Genomic DNA, 23,662 nt, shown 5'->3' on the forward strand with positions numbered 1-23,662 from the left:
ATATTTAATAATCTACTTTTTATTTAATTATATCATTTTTAATAAAATCATTTTTTTGTTTTTGCTAACTTAGTGAAAAAAATAGTCCCTTTGTTTTAACTGTTATAAATAATTAAAAATATATATGATAAATATTTAAATTAAAATAATTAAATAACATTTGATTATTTAAAATGATAAATAAATATTGATTATTAATATACAGAAAAAATAATATATATTTAATTTTTGAAATAAGGAAAGAATAATAACAACATATACTTTAGTTAAAAAAAGAAGGAATAAAGAAAAGAAGCGAATTGAATGAGGAAATGATTTCTTTCTTGAATATTCCATCATCCGGAATGAGAAAAAGGATAAAACAGCATCCAGTCGGGAAAGTGCTCTTTTCGCATAGCTGTGGCAGTTTGCGGATTTTTCTATAAGAAATGTTGATGAACCGATTGGGGAAGCAGCATCACTTATCGATCCAGGAAGTTTTACCGGAAATAATCAGTGATGTGGATTATCGCATATTGTTTGCGTAAACCTGTACGGAAATTCGCTTAACTAAAAAAAACAGCCAGGCGGGAACCTGACTGCGAAATGGTGTCGTAGGAGTTAGGATATTTTAAGCGGACAGTAACAGTATGAACGAAAGAAAATTCCTTTATACCCTGAACATATTGAAATGTATGGGCTAGCACACAAATCAGCAATTGACCGATAAGACGGGCTTAGAAGTTAGTTAATGGGAAAGCCACCGATTCTAATAAGAAGCCAATAATATACGACCATAACTAAAATGATTACAATACCTGTGATTGCATTAAAAAGTTTTTCGTTGCGCTGTTTTTTTTGCATGAAACCTTCCTCCTTATTAATTTCTTATAGTTTTTCCAACTGCCTAGAGTTGATGTGAAGAAATTTTATGACGACCATTCTTTTCATTCGGAAGTACACGAACAGGTTTAGCTCAGTAAACAGTACGTCTGTGAACGCCTCCAACTAATTGCTGCGCACTTTGATGGAGCATCTCTGCCAGAGAAATAAAAAATATGCTCTGACTTCATTGATTTTCCTGCTTCACCGATATCCGCCCTATCTTCCGAACAGGGTCTTACACCATCTCCACAGGCGTTGTTTTATACTGTTCGGGCGGGACTTTGACTTACAGTTTACAGTTGTAAAGGATTATATTACCGGAATGAACCCTATCTGGATCAGCCCGGCTTTTTCAATGTTCGAGGCGGCATTATAGTCACGGTCCAGCACAAGGCCGCAATCCGGACAGACATGCGTTCGAACGGAAAGAGATTTTTTCACTCTTTTTCCACAGTTCGAACAGTCCTGGGTGGTGAAATGCGGCTTCACTTTAACCAGCTGGCCGGAATCGCGCTCGCATTTATACACCAGAAACTGACGGAACATTCCACACCCTGTATCATGTATTGATTTAGACAGTTTCCGGTTTTTCACCAGATTGTGGATATTCAGATCCTCTACACAAATGACGCTGTAGGTGTTTGTAAGGCGGAACAAATGGGCAAGCGCAGCACGAAACCTGGATATGCAGTGCTCAATCTGCCGGCAGTCTATTCCCTCACTTATCAAACGATGGATTTGCTTTATCAGCAGGTGCCAGTGGCCAATATGTACATGGAGCGGTTAAAGGGTCGATGGGTCATTCATATGAAAGATGCCCGGTTAAATGGTGTTTCGGTTGAATTAGCGGACTTTATTAAAGATTCGGCTAAACAAGGGCGTGTGCGGTATGTACCGGAATATGAGGCACTCAGCATTGAATCGGAGGAGGAATCTGCTGTCGGTTTTCCTGTCCGTGGATATTAAGGACTGGCTGCGAAAGAAAAGAGGACAGGTAAGAGTATGCAGGATATTGCAGCGGAAATCCTTGAAGAAGTGTATAAACGCGAGCAAGGTCAAATCGGAAATAAAATCAATCATCAAGAGTTCAAACAAAATTAGAGCTGACTTATTTATGTCAATTCTTTTATTTCCGTGATTGTAATTGCCTGGTTCTTGCTTTAATTAAGCGCTCTATATTTAATTAAGCTTTCTACAGAAGAGTTATGCGCTGTATTCTTATATTTTGTGAACGATGTTGATGTTATGTGTATTTGAATTTAACAAATAGTGTGAGAATAATTTTATATTCACAAATGATAATCAATGAGACACTGATTTTGAGCAATATCTTGAGGCACAAAAAACATAGGAATTTAGACTAAAGTCGGATGTTTGCAAACCCATCTCAAAAAAGATTTTTTTGAAATTGATAAGGGAGCAAAAAGGTAACTTTCAGAAAATCTGAAGACTACCTTTTATGTTAAAGAAACAAAAACTTAAACAAAGCGCTCAAATAGGATTGCTGCTACTCTTTACATTCAAAATAGTTTTGTATTTGTGAATCCATTAAAGCCATTAGTTCCTCAATTTCCTTTTCTTTTCTTCTAGTGTTTTTCTTTTGTACGCCCTCTTTTATACCACCTTTGTTTTTCTTTCGGATCTATTAAAACCCAGGGTCGATAAAAGTTCTACTTGTACGGAAATACCCTGTATAAGCGAATTATTTATTTAAAAAACCTTGTTATCTTTCGGAAAAAACTATATTTTAAACATAAGACACGCGGAGAATAGGAGTTACATTAGCATGAATTATTTTAATTTTTCTATTTATCAATTCTCAGTATTCGGAATTATCTTTACAATCGATTATTACAATGAAGGATCAATATACAGACCATCTGGCTACTCTGATTTACTCATCGTAAGCATACCTATCCTTTTCCTTCTTACAGCTTTCATTTTAATTAGTAGTCTGTATAGTTATTCGAATCCTACCGGGTTGAAAAATAAAAGCCTGCTCTTTATCTTGATCTTTGTGTTATCGTGTTTGCTTGCAGGGATAATTACCGGAGACGCCAATCATTTTTTATATTCCAATTCTTGATTATTAGAAAAAAGGGCAGTAATCTGATTTTGTTTCTGTTTTTCCAAAGACCCCACTTCTTTTAAATCATCGTTCCAATCCTTATTTTTAGGTACCTCTATTTTCAACATTTCATCACCTAGAATCTGCTCCCGCTTTTTCAAAAGTATCATTACGCTCATTGCACTCTAAGATCGTTTCTTTAATAACAGCCGTTAATATTTGGTCTTTTAAGCCCGACATAGATAGAAGTCGGATATGGTTGGGATCTATCATATCATAATAAGAAACGCGATCAATCTGGCTTTCAAACAGCGCGACTTTATTTGGCTGACCTAAATCTAACTTGAATCCGCCATCTGATTTACTGCTAGCCATGATTTGTTTGAAAGACCCACGCTTTTTTTTCATTTTACTTCTTCCTTGACGGTCAGCCCCGACTACCTTTTCATCTTTATCTTCCGTTTGAAAATCTTAAAAATGTATTCTAATGTTTGTGAGGGTGCTTTAATTGCCATGAAATGATAAAATTAACTGAGATGCACAAATTGAAAGAATTGAAAGAAGGAATGATATTGTCAGATTTCACCATAAATAAAGCTGGTGCCAAAATTTATAAAGATACTGGAAAACATAAAATGCTTGAATTGCCCGTGCTATCCAACATTGAAGAACAAGGTGCTATTCATGAAGTTCTTTCTGTAGGATTTTTAGGTGGTCAATTAGGTGATAAAAGAGAGATCATAGCGAATATCAAAGCGTTGAGCGGATATTCTGTAGCATATCGTTTACCAGAAGGTTTGCGTGGATGGGCTGAAAAATCCATGATAATGAAGCTGCAAGGCATTGATCTTTTTCCTGACAAAGTTGAGTTTGGCATATTAAACAACAAACCATTTGCAGATATCATATAAAAAGCTGAGGAATTGTAGCCCTGACTTTTTGTAGTCAACTAACTACATGTAGTCAGTTCCAAAGCGCAATAAAGAACAAAAAGACAAGTCCAGTAATATATAATAATATTGTGTCAATCATAGCTAAGACCCCTTTATAGTTTTTTCCAAACTATACACTAACTGGAATATTTGTAAACATCAACACAAAAAGAAGTGCGGCTCATAGCTGCACTTCTTTTTATTTATTGCTAAAAGCAAACCCGATTTTCTTATCCTCAATCTTCAATTTAGCTTCAAAGATTTCTTTGTTTTAGATGATTTAAAGCCTTTTATGACAGGAGTTATCCCTTTTTCTAGCAAGTCTTTAATGTTTTTATCCGTTAATTTCTTGGAAGCAATGGTTTTTTCGATAGAAAACGTACAGCCATTTGAGTATTCAGAGTAGCGAATCAATGTTTTCAGGTCTACCATGCGCCCTTTTTTACAAACTGGACATACAATAACTGAATTGTGTTTGCTGCTGTTCCACAGCCTTTTGAATCGTCGAGCTATCCATTTTTCCGGGTATCGTTTCAAACAAATTCTGCACGAATTTTTTAATGCTCTGGATAAAAGTACTGGATAAACCAGATCCTTCCCCGATCTTTCTTAAACAGGATTCCCATTTTGCGGTCATAGAAGGACTCGATAACAAAGTCCCTTGAATCGCTTCACACAGAATTTCGACTTTTTCGTGCTGAATACAATGTTTTTCTTACCTTCCAGATAGCCGTTCTTTTTAACCGTTTCGATAATTCCAGATCGAGTTGCTTCAGTGCCGATCCCTCTACCTCTTTTAAAATCTCACTATCCGCTTCATCATCGACCATTTTTCCAGCCGTTTTCATGAGATTGATTAGACTGCCTTCTGTAAACGGCTTGGGAGGGCTTGTCTTCCCTTCTTTGCTTTAGGATGCTACATTTTCAATCTTTAAAAATGCTTGGCAGCACGTTATTTGAAGCCGTTTTTTCGCCTTCGCCCTCTTTTTGGTGAGAAAATGGATTTTTCCACCCCTTTTCAAGTTCTATTTTTCCAATTATCTCAAACTCTATGCCTTTTACTACCGTTGTAACTTTCGTTTCCTCATACCGGTAATCTTTATGGAACATTGCCAGCGCATTCCACACCACTTCATCATAAATATTCTTTTTTTCTGGTGACAGGCTATTCATTTGCTAACAAAGGGACTACTTTGCATTACTTATTATATATATCTAATTTTTTATATGATAAATTTTTAAATTAAATAGTAAAATTGTGTTTATATATATAAAATGATAAAATTATATTAATCATTAAAATACAGAACAAAAAATACATATTTAATTTTTAGAATAAGCAAATAAAAACATCAACATACACATGCGTTACGAAACAAAAAAAGATAATAAAAAAAGCGAATTGAATGATAAAAAGGATTTTTCCTTGAATGTTCCAATTTCAGGAATGAGAAAAAGGTGAAGTAGCATCCATTTGTCAAAGCTTTCTTTTCAGAGGGCTGCCGACAGTTTGTGGATTTTTCTCTGTAGGGATGATTGGCGTACTGTTTTGGAGAGGAACATCATTTCACAATGAAAGAAGTAATACTGGAAATGATCAGTAATGTGGATGACCGCATGTTGTTTGTGTAAACCTTTGTGAAGTCACACATAACTAAAAAACAGCCAGGGGGCGACCTGACTGCAAAAATGGTTTCGTCGTAGGAGTTAGGATGTTTGAGCGAAACAGTAACAGTATGAACCAAAATAAAACCTGCTATACCCATAACATACCGAATCGCGTAAGGATACGTACATAGATATTTTTCAAAGGATGGATAAAAACCATGCAAATTAACCAGGAGAAATACTACTCAACAAAGGAAGTCGCAGAGATGATTGGCCGCTCTGTTTCTACGGTCCATGCGTATGTCCAGGAAGGGAAGCTAAAAGCTGTGGAGGATCCGTGGGGTGGCCATCAAGGACTTCTTTTTTCTAAAAACGAAATTGAACGGCTGATTGAAATCATGCCGAAAACGCCGGAAGGCTTAACCTTAAACCAAGCGGCGGAGTACCTGCAGACAAACCGAAATTTCATTACTGCCTATATTAAAGAAGGAATTCTCCCTGCTTCTGAGGGACAAGTGAAAGGGCGCACCATTCCCCTTATTATAAAAAGCGACTTAAAAGAATTCAGTGAGCTGCACGAAAAGAGAATTTGGGAAGACCGGCTTTCCCAGCGGCAATACTACAATAAAAAAGCAAAAGAAGCGGTATATCAGCGCTTTTCTTCCCCTTCCATTCCAGAAGCAAGACTTATGCGCAAAGGTTTAGGGGACTGGCACTTTATCGTGCCGGGAACCGACGAGACATTCAGCTACATGGAAGGAATCTACACACATAGGTTGACACCCGACTATTCCATTGAAATGGGAAAGCGCAGCACAAAGCCAGGATACGCGGTGCTCAATCTGCCAGCAGCCTATTCCCTTACCTATCAAGTGATGGATCTGCTTTACCAGCAGGTTCCGGTGGCTAATCTGTATATGGAGCGCTTAAATGATCGATGGGTCACTCATATGAAAGATGCCCGGTTAAATGGTGTTCACGTTGAATTAGCTGACTTTATTAAACGTTCGGCTAAACAAGGGCGCGTGCGTTATGTTCCTGAATACGAGGCACTCAGCATTGAATCGGAGGAGGAGTTGTTGTCGGTTTCCCTTTCAGTCGATATTAAGGACTGGCTGCGCAAAAAAGGTGAACAGACAGGCAAGAGCATGCAGGATATTGCAGCAGAAATCCTTGAAGAAGTATATAAACGTGAACAGGACCAAAGCAGGGATAGTATCAATAATTTTCAGGCATTCAACTAGAATGATGACTGATTTCCCTAAGTTAGTTCTTTATTTTCACTTCCCATGGTTGTAATTATTTAGTTATTAAATAAGCGAAGAACCTGTTTTAAAAGCTATGTGGTCCCTTCCACATGGCTTCTTTGTGCTCTATACTAACTTAGGTTTCCCTAAAAAAGGTAACATTCTGCACCTCGTATTTAGAAACGCTTGGCAGCACGTTATTTGAAGCCGTTCTTTCTCCATCATCCTCTTTTTGGTGAGAAAACAGCTCTTTCCATCCTTTTTCAAGCTCTACTTTTCCGATTGTCTCAAATTCGATATCTTTCATTATCGTTATTTAAAGCTTTATTAGTTAGTTTGTTAGTAAATTATTTGAATTTTACACATAATGAATTACACACAAAAACATGTAGTTTATCCTACTGTAGAAGATCCATATATAGAGGAATTGTTCTTTATAAGAAGCAGCAAATATGATGTCACTACGACTGTTTTTGCTGCAAACAACGAAAATGAGAAAAGGATCTTCAGAAAAAACATCTTTTTAGAAAAGCATTGATCCTGACAAATCAAATATAGACCTCAACATCCTGGCTAAAAAATAAAAAGAATATATGCCTTTGAAAGCAGGAAAAAATTCAATCTATTTAGTATATGAATACATTCAAATACAAAATGATTTTCCCATTAGAATCACGCTGTTCGTTAACTTGCCTATCACACACATTTTGCAGACATTTTAAAAACAACAAAAGTGTACCTAATCAAAAGTATACTTTTGATTAGGTACACTTTTTCTCGCTAACTTGACGTTTTTTCTCTTGTTCAAGCATTGATTTAATACTTTTAATAGGCAGATTCTTTAATGAAAAAAGTCGCTGTCCCTATTGCAACCACTTGATTTTGATCATTAAAGATCTCAGATGTTCCTACAACCAAGGTTGTTCCTCTATGTGACACGGATGACTTAGCTAATAAAAATAATCCATTTGCTGGCTTTATGTAATTAATTTTTAATTCAACAGTCGAAGATCGCTGGTTCTCTTGTAATGTTGATCGAACAGCACTTCCGATAGAAATATCTATAAGAGAAGCTAATACCCCTCCATGAACATTTCCTGAAAAGTTGAAAAGATCGGGAAACAAATCAATTTTAACTTCTGCAGTTCCGCTAGAACTATAAATCTCTTTTATTTTAAGAAGGTTGCGGAAAGGATTACTTGGGTGTTCATTTACCATAGAATATTTCCTCCTTGCTTGATCTCACATAAGTGATTAAAAAGAGCAGCTAATAAATAGTCTGCTCTTTTGATTATAACGGTTCATAAAAATAAAAATTAATGAGAATTTGAATTTAAGCCAAACAAGCGGTCAAGTCCATAAATTTTCTCTATAATCAGGATAGGTATTAAACTTATAAGGATAACTACCGTTGACACTGCAGAAATTAGCGGGCTTAAATTTTGCTGGATATAGTTAAAAATCAACAAAGGCAATGTCATATTTTCCGCTGATACTAGGAATAGTGAAATTGTAACGTTGTCAAATGAAATTAAAAAAGAAAAAACAGTACCTGAAATTACGGCAGGACGGATCAGCGGAAATGTAACATCCCAAAATATTCTAATTGGTTTAGCCCCCATAATAGCAGCAGCTTTTTCTAAGTTATCATCAAATGTTGCCATTCCTGTTAAGACAAAACGGATTACATAAGGAATCGTGATCAGTATGTGTGCCAAAAGCAGTCCTGTAAATGATCCAGCTAAGCCTAGATAAGTAAAATAAACCAGTAATGCAATCCCAATAATTAAAGCTGGCAAAGCCAAAGGAGAGAGCAGCAGCGTATTAATTGTCTGTTTCCCTTTAAAGTTGTACTTGGCAATACAAAGTCCGGCCAATGTTCCGATAACAGTTGATAATATAGCTGTAACTATTGCTAACTGCAAGCTGAAAATGACAGCGCTTGTTAAGCCTGGCATGTCTAAAAGTCCTGTGTACCACTTTAGTGAAAGCCCCTCTGGTGGAAATGATACGAAATTTTCGGAAGTGAACGAACTTGGGACAATGACAAGAAAAGGAGCGATTGTAAACATTAAAATGAAAAATGTAATTACGCCGAGCCACGAAAAACGAAGTTTCATCATGATTTAAACACCACCTTGTATCGCTTCGTCTCGGTGACCTTTGTAAATGTAGAAACTAGGAAAATTGTCGTTCCTAACAGAATAAAAGATATTGCTGCTCCAAGCGGCCAATTTAGTGTAAACATAATCTGCTGATAAGTCAGCGCAGGCATGACCTTGACACTTGTTCCGCCGAGAAGGGTCGGTGTTACAAAAGCGCTCATAGATAAACTAAAAACAAGCACGATTCCAGAGTAAACTCCCGGCAGGCTTAATGGAAGAGTAATACTAATAAAATTTCTCACCTTGTTTGCACCCATTATCGCTCCCGCTTTATAAAGGGAAGGATTTATTGTATAGAGACTCGTTGCAATGGCCAGGATCATATAAGCGACGAATGAGTCAACTAGACCAATGACTGTGCCTAGTTCGTTGTACATTAATCGTAAGGGCTGATCAATGATTCCTGCTTCCAGAAGAATCGTGTTTATCATTCCTCTGTCATTTAAAATAATAGTCCAGCCGAAGTTTCTAATGACCACACTTACAAGATGGGGCAATAAAACGAGAAAGGTTACAATTGCTCTTATTTTTCCTTTTGATTGAGCCATAAACATAGCTACAGGATAACTTAAAATTAACGCACCTAAAACAGTAAATGTACTCAGTTTAATAGTCTGCCATAAAACTCCCCAATAAAAAGGTTCACTGAAAAATAATGCATAGTTCGCTAAAGTAAAATTACTTTGCTCATCAGTCAGGCTTTGAACAAGCATGAGCAACATCGGTATAAAAAATACCCCAATTAAAACGATTAATGCTGGTGTCAATAATAAGTAGACAACCCATTTAGAAAAAATAATATGTTCCAGCTTGCTTGGGGCCTTCAGTTTAAGTTGGGAAGTTTGTTCCAATGTTTACATCTCCCTTCTTATTAAAAGCTGGTTTTCAATGTTCCAGCAACATAATACATCTGCACCTTCAATCCATTCTTTTTGTGGCTGCTGGGTTCTGACCACTAAGTCGTGGTCTCCAATCGCCACATGGTATTCTGTAATAGAGCCAAGAAACGTTACTAATTTTATTTTCCCTTGGATACATGCCGTATCCAGAGAGTTATTGTGTTCTTTTCCTAAAAAAATGCTTTCAGGACGAATAAATAGATTTACGCTTTCTCCAACCTGAAATCTCGAGTCAGAAACAACCGTATTAAAAACAACTCCATCTTTTGAAAGAATTTGAATTTGGCTTCCATTAATTGATTTGATATTTCCTTCAAATTGATTAGTTTGACCAATGAATGTGTGGACAAATTCAGATTTTGGCTGGTTATAAATTTCATTAGGTGTACCAATCTGTTCAATATTTCCATGGCTCATAACAACGATTCTGTCTGACAAGGACAACGCTTCTTCTTGATCATGAGTGACAAAAATGGTAGTCACACCAAGTTGTTTGTGGAGCCGTTTTAATTCATCCCTTAGCTCGACCCGAAGTTTAGCATCAAGATTGCTTAATGGTTCATCTAACAGCAAGATAGAGGGTTCAGTAACTAATGCGCGCGCAATTGCAATACGCTGTCTTTGTCCCCCCGAGAGTTGATTTGGAAACCGGTCGTGTAAGTGTGGCAGCTGTACTAGCTCTAACACTTTCCTTACCCTTGACTCGATTTCGGCTTTTGGCTTTTTTCTTAGCTTTAATCCATACGCTACATTTTCAAATACCGTCATATGAGGAAATAAAGAGTAGGTTTGAAATACCATACCGAGTTCTCTTTTATAAGGGGGGATATTATTCATTCTTTTCCCCTTAATAAACAGCTCCCCTTCACTTGGATCCAAAAATCCGGCAAGCATGTTTAATGTTGTGGTTTTCCCGCACCCGGAAGGACCAAGAAATGAAATAAACTCCCCTTTCTTTACTTGTAAATTGAATCCCTTGACCACATCCTGCTTATTAAATTGCTTTTTTATATTCTTCAATTCCACATCATATTGCATCTTTACATCTCCTTCCCAATTAGAGGTGTAATTTCCTGATTGAATTGTTCAAGCCATTTTGGAAATTCTTCAGAGATCACTTTATTATCAAAATCTTTTACATTGCTCTTATCAAATTCCAGCATCTCAGCTGTCTCTTTAGAAACTTCTACATCAATGACTGGATTAAGGTAAAGATCTTCTGCCAATGATTTTTGAACTTCTTCGCTTAACATAAAATTAATAAATTCTTTCGCTGCATTTGGGCTTTTAGCTCCTTCCACTACAGTTGCAATTCCTGAATTCGAGACGTAAACCCCCTCTTCAGGAACGATAAACTCAAGTGGAAGATTCCCTTCTTCCCGGTAAGTGTGATGACGATTCAACGCCCAAACTGTATAGGCTGCAGATTCTTCTTGTAAAGCTTGATTAATAAAACTTTGATTCTTATAAAAGGTAGGCTGGTTTGAGGCAATCTGTTCTAACTTTTTAAATCCTGGCTGGATATTGCTTTCCGATCCTCCATTTGCGTAAGCAAGCATGATAAGAGCTGTGCGCCCAAAGCTGCCTGATGGATCTTGGAGAGCAACTCTTCCTTTTAATTCTGGTGAGGCTAAGTCATTCCATGACTTTAAAACTGGGAGACCTTCTTTTTCAACTAACTCTCTGTTATATGAGACCACGTGAGGAGAATAAAAAATAGGAACACCACTGTTTTCAGGTATATCTGCTTTATGGACAATGTTATTCATATTTGGAATATCTTTTTGAGGGATGGGCGCCCATACTTTATTGTTGTGTCCATCAATCTGTGAATTAACTTCAAGAATTGCTATATCTATTTGGGGGGCGTTTTTTTGGGCTTTTACTTTAGCTACTGTTTCGGCACCATTACCAGGAATATACGTAATTTTCATACCGGGATGCTTTTCTTTGAATGCTTTAAATATTTTTTCATTCATTAAATCTGTCATGTCTTGATTACCAGCGACAACCAGCTCTTCTTCAATACCGCCTTCACCGACCGCTTTCTCCTCTTCTTTACATCCTACTAACAATAGAGAAGCCATTATAAGCATAAATACATGCAAGTAGATTTTTTTCATGTAAACATTCCCCCTTATTTGGAAGTAATTAAAGCTAAATAACTAACCCTAAAATTACTTAAAGATATGTTAGCGTTTTCATTTGTAAATAAATATAACCCTCCTATCTAAATTAACTATTTGCCTACACTTGTAGAAAAAGCACCTGCAAACAAATCATTTTTCCGATAATCGGATTATAAATCCGATAATTAGATATTATCATTGTTATCAAAATATTTCAATAACTATAATTGAAAATTTCTAAATAAAATAGTTTTTAAAATACATATAACGATTGCGGTATATGCAAATTGAAATCCTTTACATGGAAGTCTATAATTCAATATAAAGAGTAGAGCAACGAGGTTTGACATACCGAATTACTATTAAAATGGCTGGAGGAAAATATTTTTATGGCAGATAAATCAACGTCTCAAACCTTGAGAAGAGGTTTGATGGTACTTGACCTTTTTCATGGAAACAATCGAGAGTACAGTGTAAAAGAACTTACAGATAAAATGAATATTTCATCAACCGTCACTTTCAGGCTGGTTAATACTCTTGTAGAAAGCGGTTATTTAACTAAAAATAGTTCCAACGGAAAATATAGATTAGGATTAAATGCATATAAACTAGGATTGTACGCTAATCCAAATCCAAAACTACAGCAAGTTGCCTTGCCCTTTCTTGAAAAGATCTCTTTGGCGACCAAAGAAACTGTCAGCCTGAATGTGGTTGACCCTCTCACTTTAGAGGGTGTTTGTATTGCATCTATTGAGAGTCCCCATGATATTAAATTCTCCTGGCCAGTGGGTTTAAGTAAGCCCGTGTATCGCGGTGCTTCAAGAAAAATCCTACTAGCTTTTATGGAACCTTCACAGCAGGAACAAGTTTTCCAGAGAGCAATTTCGGAAGGATTTACTGATATTGACCAATTAAAAGCTGATTTAATGGAAATAAAAGAAAATGGCTTTGCCTACACAGAAGGAGAAGTAAATGAGGGAGCCTTAAACGTTTCAGCACCTGTTCTTTCGAATGATGGATTAATTCTTGCTGGTGTATCTATACATTGTCCGGTTTATCGTAAGAATGAACAAACAGTGCCAACCTTCTCAAGACTTACAATGGACGCTGCTAAAGAAATTGGGGATATTATGGAAAGAAATCTTTAATAGACTAAAAAAGAAGCTATGAATCTAATTCATAGCTTCTTTTCTTAAAGTATGATGTTCAAAAAACGTTATTTTCAACTCAAAATGGCTCCAGTAGACCAAGCAAGCACTATTAGAACAAAGCAGGTGAGCAGTGACCACTTAAATGCAAAGCGTACATATTCTGCAATGTTCAGCTTTAGCATACTTATTAATAGAATAGTGGCAGGTACCAAAGGAAGTAAGAAATGAGCGGATTGTGTTAGCACAGCTACCCTGACAATTTCTATCGGCTCAATCCCATAAGCTACTGCTGTATTTGCAAAGATTGGAACAACTCCAAAATAAAACGCATCATTAGACATAACAAAAGTAAAAGGAATGCTGACAAGACCTATAATCAGAGGAAAGAAACTTCCCCAGGACTCAGGAATTATAGACACCAGATGGCCGGCAATAGAGTCTACCATACCAGTGCCAGATAAAATGCCTGTAAAAGCGCCTCCAGCAAAAACAACCAACAAAACCATTAAAGCATTAGCACCATGGTCTTTAATCCGTTCTTTTTGCTGCTCAATTGTAGGGTAATTAATGAGCATTGCAACAACAACTGCTACTAAAAAAAGAACAGCTGACTGTACAAGCCCAGAGATTAAAACACCCATAACAGCAAGAGTTAATCCTACATTTACCCATAACAATTTTGGACGCTTTATGGAACTGCCTTCCTCAATTGCAAGAGTAGCTGCATAGCCCGTTTTTCGAGTTGCGCCTTCATCTTCCTGTAAGTCGATAACGCCCAGCCGTTTTCTCTCTTTCTTTCCTAAAATAAAGGAAACAAAAATGACCCATATCGCTCCTCCTATTAACGTTGGAATAAGCGGAACGAAGAAATCAGTTTGTTCAAGTCCTAAGACAGATAATGCTCGAATTCCTGGGCCTCCCCACGGAGTAAGTCCGCAGACGACACTAAAGGATAGCATTGCGATCGTCGCTAAAACCAACGGGTTCATATTCAATCTATTATACAGAGGCAATAAAGAAGAAATAACAATAATAAAAGTTGTCGTTCCATCACCATCAAGTGCTACGGCAAGGGTCAAAATAGCAGTTCCTACAGCTACTTTCATCGGGTCTCCCTTAACCGTTTTTAAAATTTGATTAATCAGTGGGTCAAACATTCCAGCATCTATCATGATGCCAAAGAATAAAAGAGCAAACAAAATAAATGCAGCAGACGGCGCAACCAGTTTTATTCCATCAATCATCATAGTATCTACAGTTGAGCCAAATCCTGCAATAATAGCAAAAATCAGCGGAATAATCGTTAAAGCTGTAAAAGAAGACAACCTGCCTGACATAATAAAGTAAGTAAAGACACTTATCATTGTTAAACCTAGGATCGTTAACATTTTCATCCTCCTAATTGCTAAAACGCAAACCTATAGTTGGTAACGCTTTCAGGTTCTGGTAAAGAGAAATAGTGTTAAAACACTATTTCACCTTCTACGCTAAAAGCGGCGATCTGGCAGTATAGTTATAGATAATCAAAAAAACCTGAACCTGTTTTAACACCTAGTCTTCCTGATTTCACATATTTAGCCAACAGCGGGCATGGACGATATTTTTCTCCTAATGTTTGATGCAGATATTCCATATTGCGAAGTCTTGTATCTAATCCAACTAAATCAGCAAGCGCTAAAGGTCCCATTGGATGGTTCAAGCCTAGTTTCAACGCTTTATCAATATCTTCCACGGAGGCTACTCCCTCCATCAACATGTTCATGGCCTCATTTCCTATTAAACAATTCATTCTACTTGTAATGAATCCGGGAAACTCATTGACTTCAACGGTTTCTTTATTCATCTTTCTGCCAATCTCTCCAACATATCTCATTGTTTCATCAGAAGTATCCAAGCTTCGTACAATCTCGATCAGCTTCATTTTGTGAACTGGATTAAAGAAATGCATCGCAATGAATTTATCTGGCCTTGATGTGCTAGCGCCCATTTCTGTCGGACTCATTGTAGAAGTATTTGTCGCAAAAATGGTGTGGGGCGGACATAACTGGTCAACCTGCTGAAACAGCTTAATTTTCACATCCATAATCTCAAGAACAGCTTCAATCACGAGGTCCGCATCACCTACGCATTCCTGCATATCCTGAGAAAATGTTAAATTCTTAAGGCTTTTTTCGACATCTGCATGATCAATATAGCCTTTTTCCGCACTTTTGGCTAATTCTTGACGAATGTATTGTTCCGCCTGAGCCAATGACTCTTCCTTTATATCGTTTAATGAAACAGAAAATCCACTAAGTGCTGCTACATATGCAATGCCTCTCCCCATAGTACCAGAGCCAATGACTGCAATTTTAGTCATAATATTTCTCCTTTACACCTGTAAATTTTCGAAAATAGTTGTGATCCCTTGTCCTCCACCGATACACAAAGTGACTAATCCATACTTTTCGCCCCGGCGTTCCATTTCGTGTAATAGTTTTGTAGTCAAGATAGCACCTGTTGCTCCAATGGGGTGGCCAAGTGCAATGGCTCCGCCATTTACATTTACTTTTTCTACATTTAAATCCAACTCTTGAATGACGGCGAGAGCTTGAGCCGCAAACGCTTCATTTAATTCGATTAATCCTATATCATTCAATGAAAGGCCGCTCATTTTTAACGCTTTTTGTGTAGAGTATACAGGACCAATTCCCATGATTTCAGGACCAACCCCCACACTGGCTTGAGCTACTATTCTTGCTTTCGGAGTCAGCCCTTTTTCTTTAGCGGTAACTTCATTCATCATGAGTAAAACCGATGCTGCATCGTTTCTACCACTGGCATTCCCTGCTGTTACGGAACCATTATCTTTAAAAACCGGCTTCAACGAGGCAAGTTTTTCTAAACTTGTTTTTCTTGGATGTTCATCCTGATCAAATAAATAAGTTTGCTTTTTTTGTTTAACCGCATATGGCAGGATTTCTTGCTTAAAAACACCATTTTGAATTGCTTTATCTGCGAGTTCCTGACTTCTTAGAGCAAACTCATCCTGCGCAGTACGACTAATATTATATTGCTCGGCAAGAGTTTCTGCTGTTCCTCCCATTGTTAAATCTCCGTATGTTTCTACGGGCTGGGAACATGGCTGGCTTTCTGTATTCGGATCGAGCAGCAATCCATTGCCGGCACGGTAGCCGTATCGGGCATTGCGGATATAGTAAGGAGCTGTGCTCATACTTTCTGCTCCTCCGGCAATAACTGCTTCACTCAGTCCAAGCTTAATCTGCATATCTGCGTTATTAATGGCTTGCAGCCCTGAACCACATTGCCGGTGAATCGTGTACCCCGGCACTTGAACTGGCAGGCCCGCCCGCAGTAAAGAAAGACGGGCCAAGTTTGATGAATCTGCACTTTGCTTTGCCTGACCCAATATAACTTCATCTATAAGATCAGGTTCCACATTTGAGCGATGCAGAATTTCTTTTATAACAGACGAGGCTAGATGATCAACAAGCTCGTCTTTCAAAGTGCCTCCCAACTTTCCAATCGGTGTTCTTACAGAATCTATAATCACAGCCTTATGCATTCGACCTACTCCCTTGTAATTATTTATTAATACTTTTTTGATATAAAAATGGACATTACCCTTTATGATAACTCGGCTTCCGTTTCTCTAGAAAAGCATGCATCCCTTCCTGCTTTTCCTCAGAACCAAACGCAATAGTTTGTGCCATTTTTTCCAGCAGTAGTGCTGTATCCAGGTCAACATCCTGACCTTTATTAATGACCATTTTTGCTAATTTAACAGCCAGCGTTCCCTTCGATAATATGGAATTAATTAGTTCCTCGGCAGCTTCTTCTAATTTGTCACTGTCAACCGCTTGTGTAACGAGTCCTATGCGCATGGCTTCCGATCCATCAATCAGCTTTCCGGTCAAGATCATCTCAAGCGCTCGTCCTTTTCCGATCATCCTCGTTAAACGCTGAGTTCCTCCTGCTCCGGGAATAATAGCTAAGTTTAATTCCGGAAGACCAATCTTGGCGTGATTTGCAGCGATTCTTAAATCACAGGCAATAGCTAGTTCACAACCTCCGCCTAAAGCGTTTCCATTAATGATAGCAATTGTCACTTTACTTGATTGTTCAATTTTTCTATAGAGTGCTTGCATTCCTGGCATCAAATTTTCTAACATTGTTCTGTGATTTAATTCTTTTATATCTGCTCCTGCTACGAATGCACGTTCACCCGCCCCAGTAATTACAATAATACGTAAGTCTGGATTCGCTTCCAAATCATTAAAGGCTATATTCAGCTCATTTAATGTATCCTTATTTAACGCATTCCTTACTTCTTCTCTATCGATTGTAATGGTTGCTACATAATCTCTGATCTCGACCTTGATGTTTTGAAACACATCTCTCACCTTCTTCGTCTTTTTGATTACGCTCTGCAACTACCTATCTATATGAAAGATTCGTATAGTGTTATCTTCCTTTCCAAACAGGCTTTCTTTTTTCTAAGAACGCCTGCGCTCCTTCAAGACGGTCTTCACTTTCATATACATTTGGGCCAATATCTAGTTGAAGGGCTTGGAAAAGTGGCACATCCATCGTTTTCCAAATGGTTTCTTTTATACGTTGAACGGATAATGGCGCACATTCACAAATTTCGAGAGCAATTTCTTCTGCTTTTGCCATCAGCTGGTCTTGGTCAGCCAGCACATCATCTACCAGCCCAACCCTTAATGCTTCTTCGCTAGAAATTAATTTACCGGTATATAGCATTCTTGCTGCGTAGCTAGGCGAAATTAATTTTGGCAAAATGGTTGCACCAAAAGTAGCACCCATTCCCCTTTTTGCTTCTGGCATTCCTAAAAGAATCCCTGACCGTGCAAGGCGAATATCACTTGCGAGTGCAATTTCACATCCTGCTCCTACAGCTGCACCATTTAATGCTGTAATAACTGGCTTATACGTTTCTATGATGGCATTGAACAAACGTCCTCTCAGAGGCTTCTTCCTAAATGCCTCTGGATTCTCCTTTGACTCTTTTAAATCTCGTCCACTGCAAAATGCTTTTTCGCCATTGCCTGTAATGATAAGAACTCTCGCTTGTGGGTCCGTTTTATACTCTTCTAAATACTCCAGAAGTAAATCAGACATATCGGAGTTGATAGCATTTCGTTTCTCGGGACGGTTTAATGTTAGATAAGCAATTTCACCTTTTTTTTCATATTGAATGCAACTCATTTATTAACCCCTCCTTGTGAAATTTATCTTCCTGTGAATGTAGCTTTTCTTTTTTCCTTAAAAGCTGTTACCCCTTCTTTATGATCATCTGTCTCTTTTATAATGGCGTAATGAGAAGAAATTAGATCAAGAGCCGGCTCTAGCTCCATTGTTCTTGAATAACGAACGGCGCGCTTTGTCATCCGAATGGCTACTTGAGGACCTGCCGCGATCTGCTCAGCAAGCTGTAGTGTTTTTTCCAAAAATTCTTCTTGAGCATACGTATGATTGACAAGTCCTAAAGAAAGAGCTTCTTCTGAACTAATGAAATTTCCCGTCCATAATAATTCCAGTGCCTTTGCTTCGCCAACTATTTGCGGTAAGAAGAAAGCGCCACCATCTCCTGGCACAAGTCCTACCTTAACGTATCCTTCGCTTACTTTAGAATGGCTGACCATTGTGCGAATATCACACATTAAGGCCATATCAAGTCCGGCCCCTACTGCTGGCCCGTTAATTGCTGCAATCACCGGTTTATCAATTGTTTTTAGCGTCAAAGGGATTCGATGGATGTTTTCCCATAGCTTATTTTTATTATCCAGCGGCTTTTGATCCTGCTTCATTCCACCGACGTCACCGCCTGAACAAAAGGCATTACCGGCTCCTGTCACGACAATAACATGGACATCTTCATTTTGCTGAGCAGATTCAAGCGCTTTCACCCATGCTTCAATCATTTCCTTATTAAATGCATTTTTCTTGTCGGGACGATTTAGCGTAATGACTTGCACATTGTTTTCGATTTTCGTTATTATCGTTTCACTCATAAATGATTGATCTCCCTTAACTGATGTAATAATGGTTACTGTTTCATCGTCTCAATAGAACGGATGATGTTGTTATCACGCAGATGGTTTAGTTTTTCTTCGTTAAAGCCCAGTAATTCTTGAAGAACTTGATCAGTGTGCTGTCCAATCATTGGAGCAGGGATTACGTCTTCTAAGACGGAGTCAGATAATCGAATTGGTGAGCCTGGAACTTTAATTTTCCCTTCTTTTGGATGCACGATTTCTCGAATCATTCCACGCTGCTTTAAGTGCGGATCCTCAGCTACTTCATCAATTGATTGAACAGGGGCATGCGGTACATTGGCTTTGATTAGCATATCGGCAATGTCCATTTTCTTTTTACCAGAAGTCCAGCTGGTAACAATCTCATCAACAAGGTATGTGTTAGCAGAACGGTCAATGTTTGTCTGAAAACGTTCATCTTCAAGAAGCTCTTCTTTTTTCATTACTCTCAATAAAGACTGCCATTGTCTATCCGCTACGCACAAAATCGCGATATACCCATCTTCAGTTGGATAAACATTGTAAGGTGCTGTTGCCATACCGCTATGCTGATTACCTGTTCTTTGTGAAACTTTGCCGCCTTGACTATAATAAGCCCCTAATGCTGAGGCAAGGGTAGGATAAATCGCATCATGCATAGAAACCTCTACTAATTGGCCTTTTCCTGTTTTTTCTCTTTGATAAAGAGCTGTCGTAATCCCTCCAAACAAATGAATTCCACCAAGGAAATCGCATAAAGCTGGCCCTGCTTTTACTGGGGGTTTATCTGCAAATCCAGTCGTTGCCATAACACCGCCCATTGCCTGAATAGTCAAATCCATAGCTGGTCTGTCTGCATAAGGGCCATCTAACCCGTATCCTTTTCCTGTTGCATAGATAAGCTGCGGGTTAATCTTATTTAAAACGTCGTATCCTAGGCCAAGCCGGTCCATCGCCCCTAAAGAAAAGTTTTCAACCAATACATCTGCCTTTTTAACCAACTCTAAAAAAACAGCTTTTCCTTCTGGAGATTTAAGGTCCAACGAAATGCCAAGCTTGTTTGAATTTAGCATGAGTAATTCATGACAGTCTCCTTTTCTTCTTACACGAAGATTTTCTCCGTTTAAAGGCTCAACTTTGATTACTTTTGCACCTTGGAAAGCCAACATAAGTGAACAGTAAGGACCATTGTAAATCTGTCCTAAATCCAAAACAATAAGATCTTCTAATGCTTTTTTCATTTGCTGTTTCAACTCCCGTTGTTATGGTTTTGCATTCCGTATAGAAAATGCATGAATAATAGTGACTAACCAACTTTTATTCCGATTATCGGTTTTGTTTTCCGATTATCGTAATTATAACACAAATATTTTGACAATTCAATGAATGCTGAGAATTTTATGTAATGAATTTTGAGAAACCACACATTCAAGACACATTGAAAGACTAATTAGTGCATCGTAATTACCGGAACTTTTTGTTTTGCCGTTTATGATTAATTAAAAATTTATATTATAATTATTTTTAAAAAAATATATAATGTTGTTTTATAACTTCTAAAACGATAAAGTATTCTTGCCTATGAAAACTATGAAGCAACAAATCAGTAGTCAAAGTGACCTTTTCGGACGACCGCGGACAGTCCGAGAACTTGTTCCTATCAGAAAGTAGAAGTGTTTTGGGAAGGGGCATAAGGAAGTAATATTGGAATGGATTAGTGATACAGGTTACCGCATGGTATTTTCATAAGCCTCTGTGGAAGTTCGCAAAACATAAAAAAACAGCCAGGCGGGGACCTGACTGCAAGGATGATTTCGTCATAGGAGTTAGGGTTTTTTAAGCGGACAGTAACAGTATGAACCAAAGTCAATCCTGCTAAACCCACAACATACGAAATCGTGTAAGGATACATACATAGATATTTTTAAAAGGATGGATAAAAACCATGCAAACAAACCAAGAGAAATACTATTCAACCAAGGAAGTCGCAGACATGATTGGCCGCTCTGTTTCTACGGTCCATGCGTATGTCCAAGAAGGAAATCTAAAACCTGTGGGGGATCGGGGCTGATCCTATTTTTGAGACAGGGATCAAAACACCTTTAAGCAGCTAGCTGCCGGTACTTGACCGTCGGCTGGTTGTTTAGTTTCGCTTGGATACAGATATGGTTATAATAGTAAATTTACTCTTCGACAGTCTGTACTACGACGGCCGTCGTAGTGCTTTCCAAGTTGTCGAGGTAGAACGTTTCAGACTTTAGCGAGGCATGAAACGATTCGATCGGGGCATTATCAGCGGGCATCCCTTTACGGGACATACTCATGGCAGCCTTTTTCTTTAACTTTCTGTTGATACGCTTGAGACGTATAAACGGATCCCTGGTCACTGTGCAGAATGCATCCTTCCTGCAGAGGCAGAAGCTGCGATAGGGTATCTAGTACAAAATTGGTACCCTGGCAGTCTCTAGTAGAATAGGCAATGATTTCGCCATTGAATAAATCCTGAATGCTGGAAAAGTACATTGTTTTCTGCCCAAAAAGCAATTAGGGCGTGCCAATTTTTTGTTCAACAGCCTGCTTTGTTTTTTGTCCCGGCTCTTTCTCTTCCAGCGGTAATAAGTAGACCTTGCCAGGTTAAGATGCCGGCATATTTCCCTGATGGGCATGCTGGTTTTGAGTTCTTCTACTAATTCTACAGCTGCTTCCGGGACCACTTCCTCTCCAATTCTTCGCGCTTTTTTAGGACTTCAATCTGCTGTTTCAGATAGCGATTTTCTGTCTGTAGTTTCTCTGTTTCATTTTTATATTCAGGCCCTTTTTCGAAGGAATACTGCTTACCCATCGGCTGTTCAAATCGGTGAAGTTCACCTACTTTGTATCATTTCATCCATGTTTTAAAATGTGTATAGTTTCGAATATTTAATTCTTTCATCACCTCTTTAAGAGCCACTCCAGCTAGTCTCATCTGTACAGCTTTCATTTTTATTTCTGCTGGATAACTCACTCTCGTACCTATAAATAAAAACACCTCCAAGTTGGCTTTTTAGGTAATTACCTACCCGTTTTTCAACTTAAAGGTGTTTTTATTTGTCTCGCTCTATGGGGTCAGTCCCCCCGTAAAGAAGCGGATTTTTCATGTTTTTAAGCCGTTTTATGTGTCTTTTTCAGCCAGACGCTTTCCATTTGTTCAAGCGTTTTTCCTTTTGTTTCAGGGACGAACTTCCAGACAAAGAGAGCGGAAAGAACGCTCATCAGCCCATAGAAGCCATATGTTAAGCCGCCGCTGTACTCCATCATCATCGGATAAGTAGCAGAGATAAAATAGTTGGCGGCCCATTGGGCGGCTACGGCCAGAGCAACGGCCTGTCCGCGGATTTTGTTCGGGAAAATTTCGGAAATCAGCACCCAGCAGATCGGTCCCCACGACATCATGAAAGATGCCGTATAAATGATGATAAAAACGAGTGTACTGATACCGATTACATTTGCGAACGCCAGCCCTGACACACCGAACATGCCAACTGCCATACCGATTGAACCAACAATTAACAGCGGCTTCCGTCCCCATTTGTCGACGGTCAAAATGGCAATCAGGGTAAAGATAACGTTTACAAGACCCATTACAATCGTCTGCAGCATAGACGCATCCTTGGCCGCACCCATGCTTTCAAAAATACGGGGCGCGTAATACAGCGCAACGTTAATGCCGACAAACTGCTGGAAGACGGACAGCATTATGCCGATCACAATTAGCAGTTTCCCGTAGGCAAATAATTTTTCTGAAGTAGCGCGTGCAGTAACCGTCTGTTTAATCTCAGACATAATGGCGCTCGCTTCTCTGGCACCATTAATTTTCGTTAGGATAGACAGCGCTTTCTCATCCTGGTTTTGAAGAGCCAGATAGCGCGGTGTTTCCGGAACGAGAAACAATAAAACACCAAATAAAAGGGCTGGAACTGCTTCTGAAGCAAACATGTAGCGCCAGCCGATGTCATTAATCCATTCGGCTGTTTGTCCATTCGCAATGCCCCAGTTAATAAAGTACACAACCAGCATTCCAAAAATAATCATAAACTGATTAAAGGAAACAAGCCGTCCCCGGATTTCAGCGGGCACAATTTCACCGATATACATCGGGACAACCGCTGACGCCAGGCCGACACCAATTCCACCAATAATCCGGTATACGTTAAACATCATGAGTAAAGCGAAAGACGGTTCTCCTTTTGTAAAAAACAAAAATTCCGGGTAAGCAGAACCAAGTGCAGAAACAAGAAACAGGACGGCTGCGATAATAAGAGAATATTTCCGTCCGAATTTTGACGCAAAGTAGCCGGAGATCAGGCCGCCGATAATACAGCCGATTAAGGCGCTTGAAATAGTGGCGCCATGTGCAAGAGACCCGAGGCCAAGCGGCTTCACCAGATACTCTTCAATAGACTTGTCCGCTCCCGATATAACCGCTGTGTCATAACCGAAAAGCAGGCCGCCAATTGCTGCAACAAGCGTAATCGAAAAAATATAAAATAAATTTCGGTTTTCATTCATATGGGCCAAGACA

25 protein-coding genes and 1 pseudogene are annotated in these 23,662 nt (G+C 38.6%); 5 read left to right on the forward strand and 21 right to left on the reverse strand.

Translation table 11 applies throughout. From position 1 onward, the window contains the following. Positions 1-1,173: 1,173 nt before the first annotated feature. Positions 1,174-1,593, reverse strand: a complete 420-nt coding sequence (locus tag L2D08_RS19015) for an RNA-guided endonuclease InsQ/TnpB family protein (RefSeq protein WP_375337617.1) — start codon at positions 1,591-1,593, stop codon at positions 1,174-1,176. Here L2D08_RS19015 and L2D08_RS19020 point away from each other — a divergent pair. Next, positions 1,522-1,830 carry a hypothetical protein gene (locus L2D08_RS19020; RefSeq protein ID WP_242236209.1) on the forward strand — a complete coding sequence of 103 codons (309 nt, stop codon included), beginning with the start codon at positions 1,522-1,524 and terminating at the stop codon, positions 1,828-1,830. The genes L2D08_RS19015 and L2D08_RS19020 overlap by 72 nt on opposite strands. A 1,095-nt stretch (positions 1,831-2,925) precedes the next feature. On the opposite strand, the gene L2D08_RS24100 is transcribed toward L2D08_RS19020, so the two are convergent. Continuing rightward, entirely contained in the window at positions 2,926-3,057 is a 132-nt protein-coding gene (locus L2D08_RS24100) for a hypothetical protein (RefSeq protein ID WP_255822043.1), read from the reverse strand. A gap of 7 nt (positions 3,058-3,064) precedes the next feature. Then, positions 3,065-3,340 carry a hypothetical protein gene (locus tag L2D08_RS19025; RefSeq protein ID WP_242236211.1) on the reverse strand — a complete coding sequence of 92 codons (276 nt, stop codon included), beginning with the start codon at positions 3,338-3,340 and terminating at the stop codon, positions 3,065-3,067. 137 nt (positions 3,341-3,477) lie between these two features. Between L2D08_RS19025 and L2D08_RS19030 the strand changes: the two genes are divergently transcribed. Continuing rightward, complete coding sequence (locus L2D08_RS19030) at positions 3,478-3,843, forward strand: hypothetical protein (protein ID WP_242236213.1); 366 nt, start codon at positions 3,478-3,480, stop codon at positions 3,841-3,843. 264 nt (positions 3,844-4,107) lie between these two features. Here L2D08_RS19030 and L2D08_RS19035 read toward each other — a convergent pair whose 3' ends face one another. From L2D08_RS19035 to L2D08_RS19045, 3 genes are all read right to left on the reverse strand, one after another. Beyond that, complete coding sequence (locus L2D08_RS19035; RefSeq protein ID WP_242236215.1) at positions 4,108-4,401, reverse strand: topoisomerase C-terminal repeat-containing protein; 294 nt, start codon at positions 4,399-4,401, stop codon at positions 4,108-4,110. 134 nt (positions 4,402-4,535) lie between these two features. Then, on the reverse strand, positions 4,536-4,712 hold the full coding sequence (locus tag L2D08_RS19040; RefSeq protein ID WP_242236217.1) for a hypothetical protein: 177 nt from the start codon (positions 4,710-4,712) through the stop codon (positions 4,536-4,538). Positions 4,713-4,788: 76 nt separating this feature from the next. After that, a complete protein-coding gene (locus L2D08_RS19045; protein ID WP_242236219.1) occupies positions 4,789-4,974 on the reverse strand; it encodes a DNA topoisomerase III family protein in 186 nt (61 codons plus the stop codon). A 716-nt stretch (positions 4,975-5,690) separates the two neighbouring features. Here L2D08_RS19045 and L2D08_RS19050 point away from each other — a divergent pair. Next, positions 5,691-6,716 (forward strand): helix-turn-helix domain-containing protein, encoded by a 1,026-nt coding sequence (locus tag L2D08_RS19050; RefSeq protein WP_242236221.1) that lies wholly within the window; start codon positions 5,691-5,693, stop codon positions 6,714-6,716. Between the two features lie 139 nt (positions 6,717-6,855). On the opposite strand, the gene L2D08_RS19055 is transcribed toward L2D08_RS19050, so the two are convergent. From L2D08_RS19055 to L2D08_RS19080, 6 genes are all read right to left on the reverse strand, one after another. Continuing rightward, entirely contained in the window at positions 6,856-7,026 is a 171-nt protein-coding gene (locus L2D08_RS19055) for a hypothetical protein (protein WP_242236223.1), read from the reverse strand. 518 nt (positions 7,027-7,544) lie between these two features. Next, a complete protein-coding gene (locus L2D08_RS19060) occupies positions 7,545-7,937 on the reverse strand; it encodes a PaaI family thioesterase (RefSeq protein ID WP_242236225.1) in 393 nt (130 codons plus the stop codon). A 98-nt stretch (positions 7,938-8,035) separates the two neighbouring features. Next, the gene (locus L2D08_RS19065; protein ID WP_375337618.1) at positions 8,036-8,842 is read right to left on the reverse strand and encodes an ABC transporter permease; all 807 of its coding nucleotides are present in this window, start codon (positions 8,840-8,842) and stop codon (positions 8,036-8,038) included. Then, a complete protein-coding gene (locus L2D08_RS19070) occupies positions 8,839-9,681 on the reverse strand; it encodes an ABC transporter permease (RefSeq protein WP_242236318.1) in 843 nt (280 codons plus the stop codon). Before L2D08_RS19070 ends, L2D08_RS19065 begins: the two co-directional genes overlap by 4 nt. Before the next feature lie 57 nt (positions 9,682-9,738). Next, complete coding sequence (locus L2D08_RS19075; protein WP_242236227.1) at positions 9,739-10,821, reverse strand: ABC transporter ATP-binding protein; 1,083 nt, start codon at positions 10,819-10,821, stop codon at positions 9,739-9,741. A 2-nt stretch (positions 10,822-10,823) separates the two neighbouring features. Then, the gene (locus L2D08_RS19080; protein ID WP_242236229.1) at positions 10,824-11,906 is read right to left on the reverse strand and encodes an extracellular solute-binding protein; all 1,083 of its coding nucleotides are present in this window, start codon (positions 11,904-11,906) and stop codon (positions 10,824-10,826) included. A 395-nt stretch (positions 11,907-12,301) separates the two neighbouring features. Here L2D08_RS19080 and L2D08_RS19085 point away from each other — a divergent pair, with 395 nt between their 5' ends. Then, entirely contained in the window at positions 12,302-13,060 is a 759-nt protein-coding gene (locus L2D08_RS19085) for an IclR family transcriptional regulator (RefSeq protein ID WP_242236231.1), read from the forward strand. Between the two features lie 74 nt (positions 13,061-13,134). On the opposite strand, the gene L2D08_RS19090 is transcribed toward L2D08_RS19085, so the two are convergent. The 7 genes from L2D08_RS19090 to L2D08_RS19120 form a co-directional block, all read right to left on the reverse strand. After that, on the reverse strand, positions 13,135-14,466 hold the full coding sequence (locus L2D08_RS19090; RefSeq protein ID WP_309241423.1) for a CitMHS family transporter: 1,332 nt from the start codon (positions 14,464-14,466) through the stop codon (positions 13,135-13,137). A 110-nt stretch (positions 14,467-14,576) separates the two neighbouring features. Further along, complete coding sequence (locus tag L2D08_RS19095) at positions 14,577-15,422, reverse strand: 3-hydroxyacyl-CoA dehydrogenase family protein (protein ID WP_242236235.1); 846 nt, start codon at positions 15,420-15,422, stop codon at positions 14,577-14,579. Between the two features lie 12 nt (positions 15,423-15,434). Then, on the reverse strand, positions 15,435-16,628 hold the full coding sequence (locus L2D08_RS19100; protein ID WP_242236237.1) for a thiolase family protein: 1,194 nt from the start codon (positions 16,626-16,628) through the stop codon (positions 15,435-15,437). A gap of 55 nt (positions 16,629-16,683) precedes the next feature. After that, complete coding sequence (locus L2D08_RS19105; RefSeq protein WP_242236238.1) at positions 16,684-17,457, reverse strand: enoyl-CoA hydratase/isomerase family protein; 774 nt, start codon at positions 17,455-17,457, stop codon at positions 16,684-16,686. Between the two features lie 70 nt (positions 17,458-17,527). Further along, on the reverse strand, positions 17,528-18,292 hold the full coding sequence (locus L2D08_RS19110) for an enoyl-CoA hydratase/isomerase family protein (RefSeq protein WP_242236240.1): 765 nt from the start codon (positions 18,290-18,292) through the stop codon (positions 17,528-17,530). Between the two features lie 23 nt (positions 18,293-18,315). Continuing rightward, positions 18,316-19,098, reverse strand: a complete 783-nt coding sequence (locus tag L2D08_RS19115) for an enoyl-CoA hydratase/isomerase family protein (RefSeq protein WP_242236242.1) — start codon at positions 19,096-19,098, stop codon at positions 18,316-18,318. Positions 19,099-19,133: 35 nt separating this feature from the next. Continuing rightward, positions 19,134-20,342 carry a CaiB/BaiF CoA transferase family protein gene (locus L2D08_RS19120; RefSeq protein WP_242236244.1) on the reverse strand — a complete coding sequence of 403 codons (1,209 nt, stop codon included), beginning with the start codon at positions 20,340-20,342 and terminating at the stop codon, positions 19,134-19,136. A gap of 704 nt (positions 20,343-21,046) precedes the next feature. On the opposite strand from L2D08_RS19120, the gene L2D08_RS19125 reads away from it, so the two are divergent. Continuing rightward, positions 21,047-21,172: a helix-turn-helix transcriptional regulator gene (locus L2D08_RS19125; RefSeq protein WP_242236245.1), complete on the forward strand. Its 126-nt coding sequence runs from the start codon at positions 21,047-21,049 to the stop codon at positions 21,170-21,172. A 31-nt stretch (positions 21,173-21,203) separates the two neighbouring features. Here the strand turns inward: L2D08_RS19125 and L2D08_RS19130 are convergent. Next, positions 21,204-22,081 (reverse strand): annotated as a pseudogene (locus tag L2D08_RS19130) (DDE-type integrase/transposase/recombinase). A 161-nt stretch (positions 22,082-22,242) separates the two neighbouring features. Next, on the reverse strand, positions 22,243-23,649 hold the full coding sequence (xylE, locus tag L2D08_RS19135; protein WP_242236247.1) for a D-xylose transporter XylE: 1,407 nt from the start codon (positions 23,647-23,649) through the stop codon (positions 22,243-22,245). Between the last annotated feature and the right edge of the window lie 13 nt (positions 23,650-23,662).

This window comes from Domibacillus sp. PGB-M46 (assembly GCF_022668875.1).
In the GTDB taxonomy this organism is placed as follows: Bacteria; Bacillota; Bacilli; order Bacillales; family Domibacillaceae; genus Domibacillus.

What these genes read in the sequence shown, in the direction of transcription:
- L2D08_RS19110 (WP_242236240.1), bottom strand. Translation starts at nt 18,292, where the DNA reads ATGAGTTGCATTCAATATGAAAAAAAAGGTGAAATTGCTTATCTAACA.
- L2D08_RS19085 (WP_242236231.1), top strand. Translation starts at nt 12,302, where the DNA reads ATGGCAGATAAATCAACGTCTCAAACCTTGAGAAGAGGTTTGATGGTA.
- L2D08_RS19065 (WP_375337618.1), bottom strand. Translation starts at nt 8,842, where the DNA reads ATGATGAAACTTCGTTTTTCGTGGCTCGGCGTAATTACATTTTTCATT.
- L2D08_RS19120 (WP_242236244.1), bottom strand. Translation starts at nt 20,342, where the DNA reads ATGAAAAAAGCATTAGAAGATCTTATTGTTTTGGATTTAGGACAGATT.
- L2D08_RS19045 (WP_242236219.1), bottom strand. Translation starts at nt 4,974, where the DNA reads ATGTTCCATAAAGATTACCGGTATGAGGAAACGAAAGTTACAACGGTA.
- L2D08_RS19100 (WP_242236237.1), bottom strand. Translation starts at nt 16,628, where the DNA reads ATGCATAAGGCTGTGATTATAGATTCTGTAAGAACACCGATTGGAAAG.
- L2D08_RS19075 (WP_242236227.1), bottom strand. Translation starts at nt 10,821, where the DNA reads ATGCAATATGATGTGGAATTGAAGAATATAAAAAAGCAATTTAATAAG.
- L2D08_RS19025 (WP_242236211.1), bottom strand. Translation starts at nt 3,340, where the DNA reads ATGAAAAAAAAGCGTGGGTCTTTCAAACAAATCATGGCTAGCAGTAAA.
- L2D08_RS19080 (WP_242236229.1), bottom strand. Translation starts at nt 11,906, where the DNA reads ATGAAAAAAATCTACTTGCATGTATTTATGCTTATAATGGCTTCTCTA.
- L2D08_RS19055 (WP_242236223.1), bottom strand. Translation starts at nt 7,026, where the DNA reads ATGAAAGATATCGAATTTGAGACAATCGGAAAAGTAGAGCTTGAAAAA.
- L2D08_RS19020 (WP_242236209.1), top strand. Translation starts at nt 1,522, where the DNA reads ATGGGCAAGCGCAGCACGAAACCTGGATATGCAGTGCTCAATCTGCCG.
- L2D08_RS19125 (WP_242236245.1), top strand. Translation starts at nt 21,047, where the DNA reads ATGCAAACAAACCAAGAGAAATACTATTCAACCAAGGAAGTCGCAGAC.
- L2D08_RS19060 (WP_242236225.1), bottom strand. Translation starts at nt 7,937, where the DNA reads ATGGTAAATGAACACCCAAGTAATCCTTTCCGCAACCTTCTTAAAATA.
- L2D08_RS19040 (WP_242236217.1), bottom strand. Translation starts at nt 4,712, where the DNA reads ATGAAAACGGCTGGAAAAATGGTCGATGATGAAGCGGATAGTGAGATT.
- L2D08_RS19050 (WP_242236221.1), top strand. Translation starts at nt 5,691, where the DNA reads ATGCAAATTAACCAGGAGAAATACTACTCAACAAAGGAAGTCGCAGAG.
- L2D08_RS19115 (WP_242236242.1), bottom strand. Translation starts at nt 19,098, where the DNA reads ATGAGTGAAACGATAATAACGAAAATCGAAAACAATGTGCAAGTCATT.
- L2D08_RS19095 (WP_242236235.1), bottom strand. Translation starts at nt 15,422, where the DNA reads ATGACTAAAATTGCAGTCATTGGCTCTGGTACTATGGGGAGAGGCATT.
- xylE (WP_242236247.1), bottom strand. Translation starts at nt 23,649, where the DNA reads ATGAATGAAAACCGAAATTTATTTTATATTTTTTCGATTACGCTTGTT.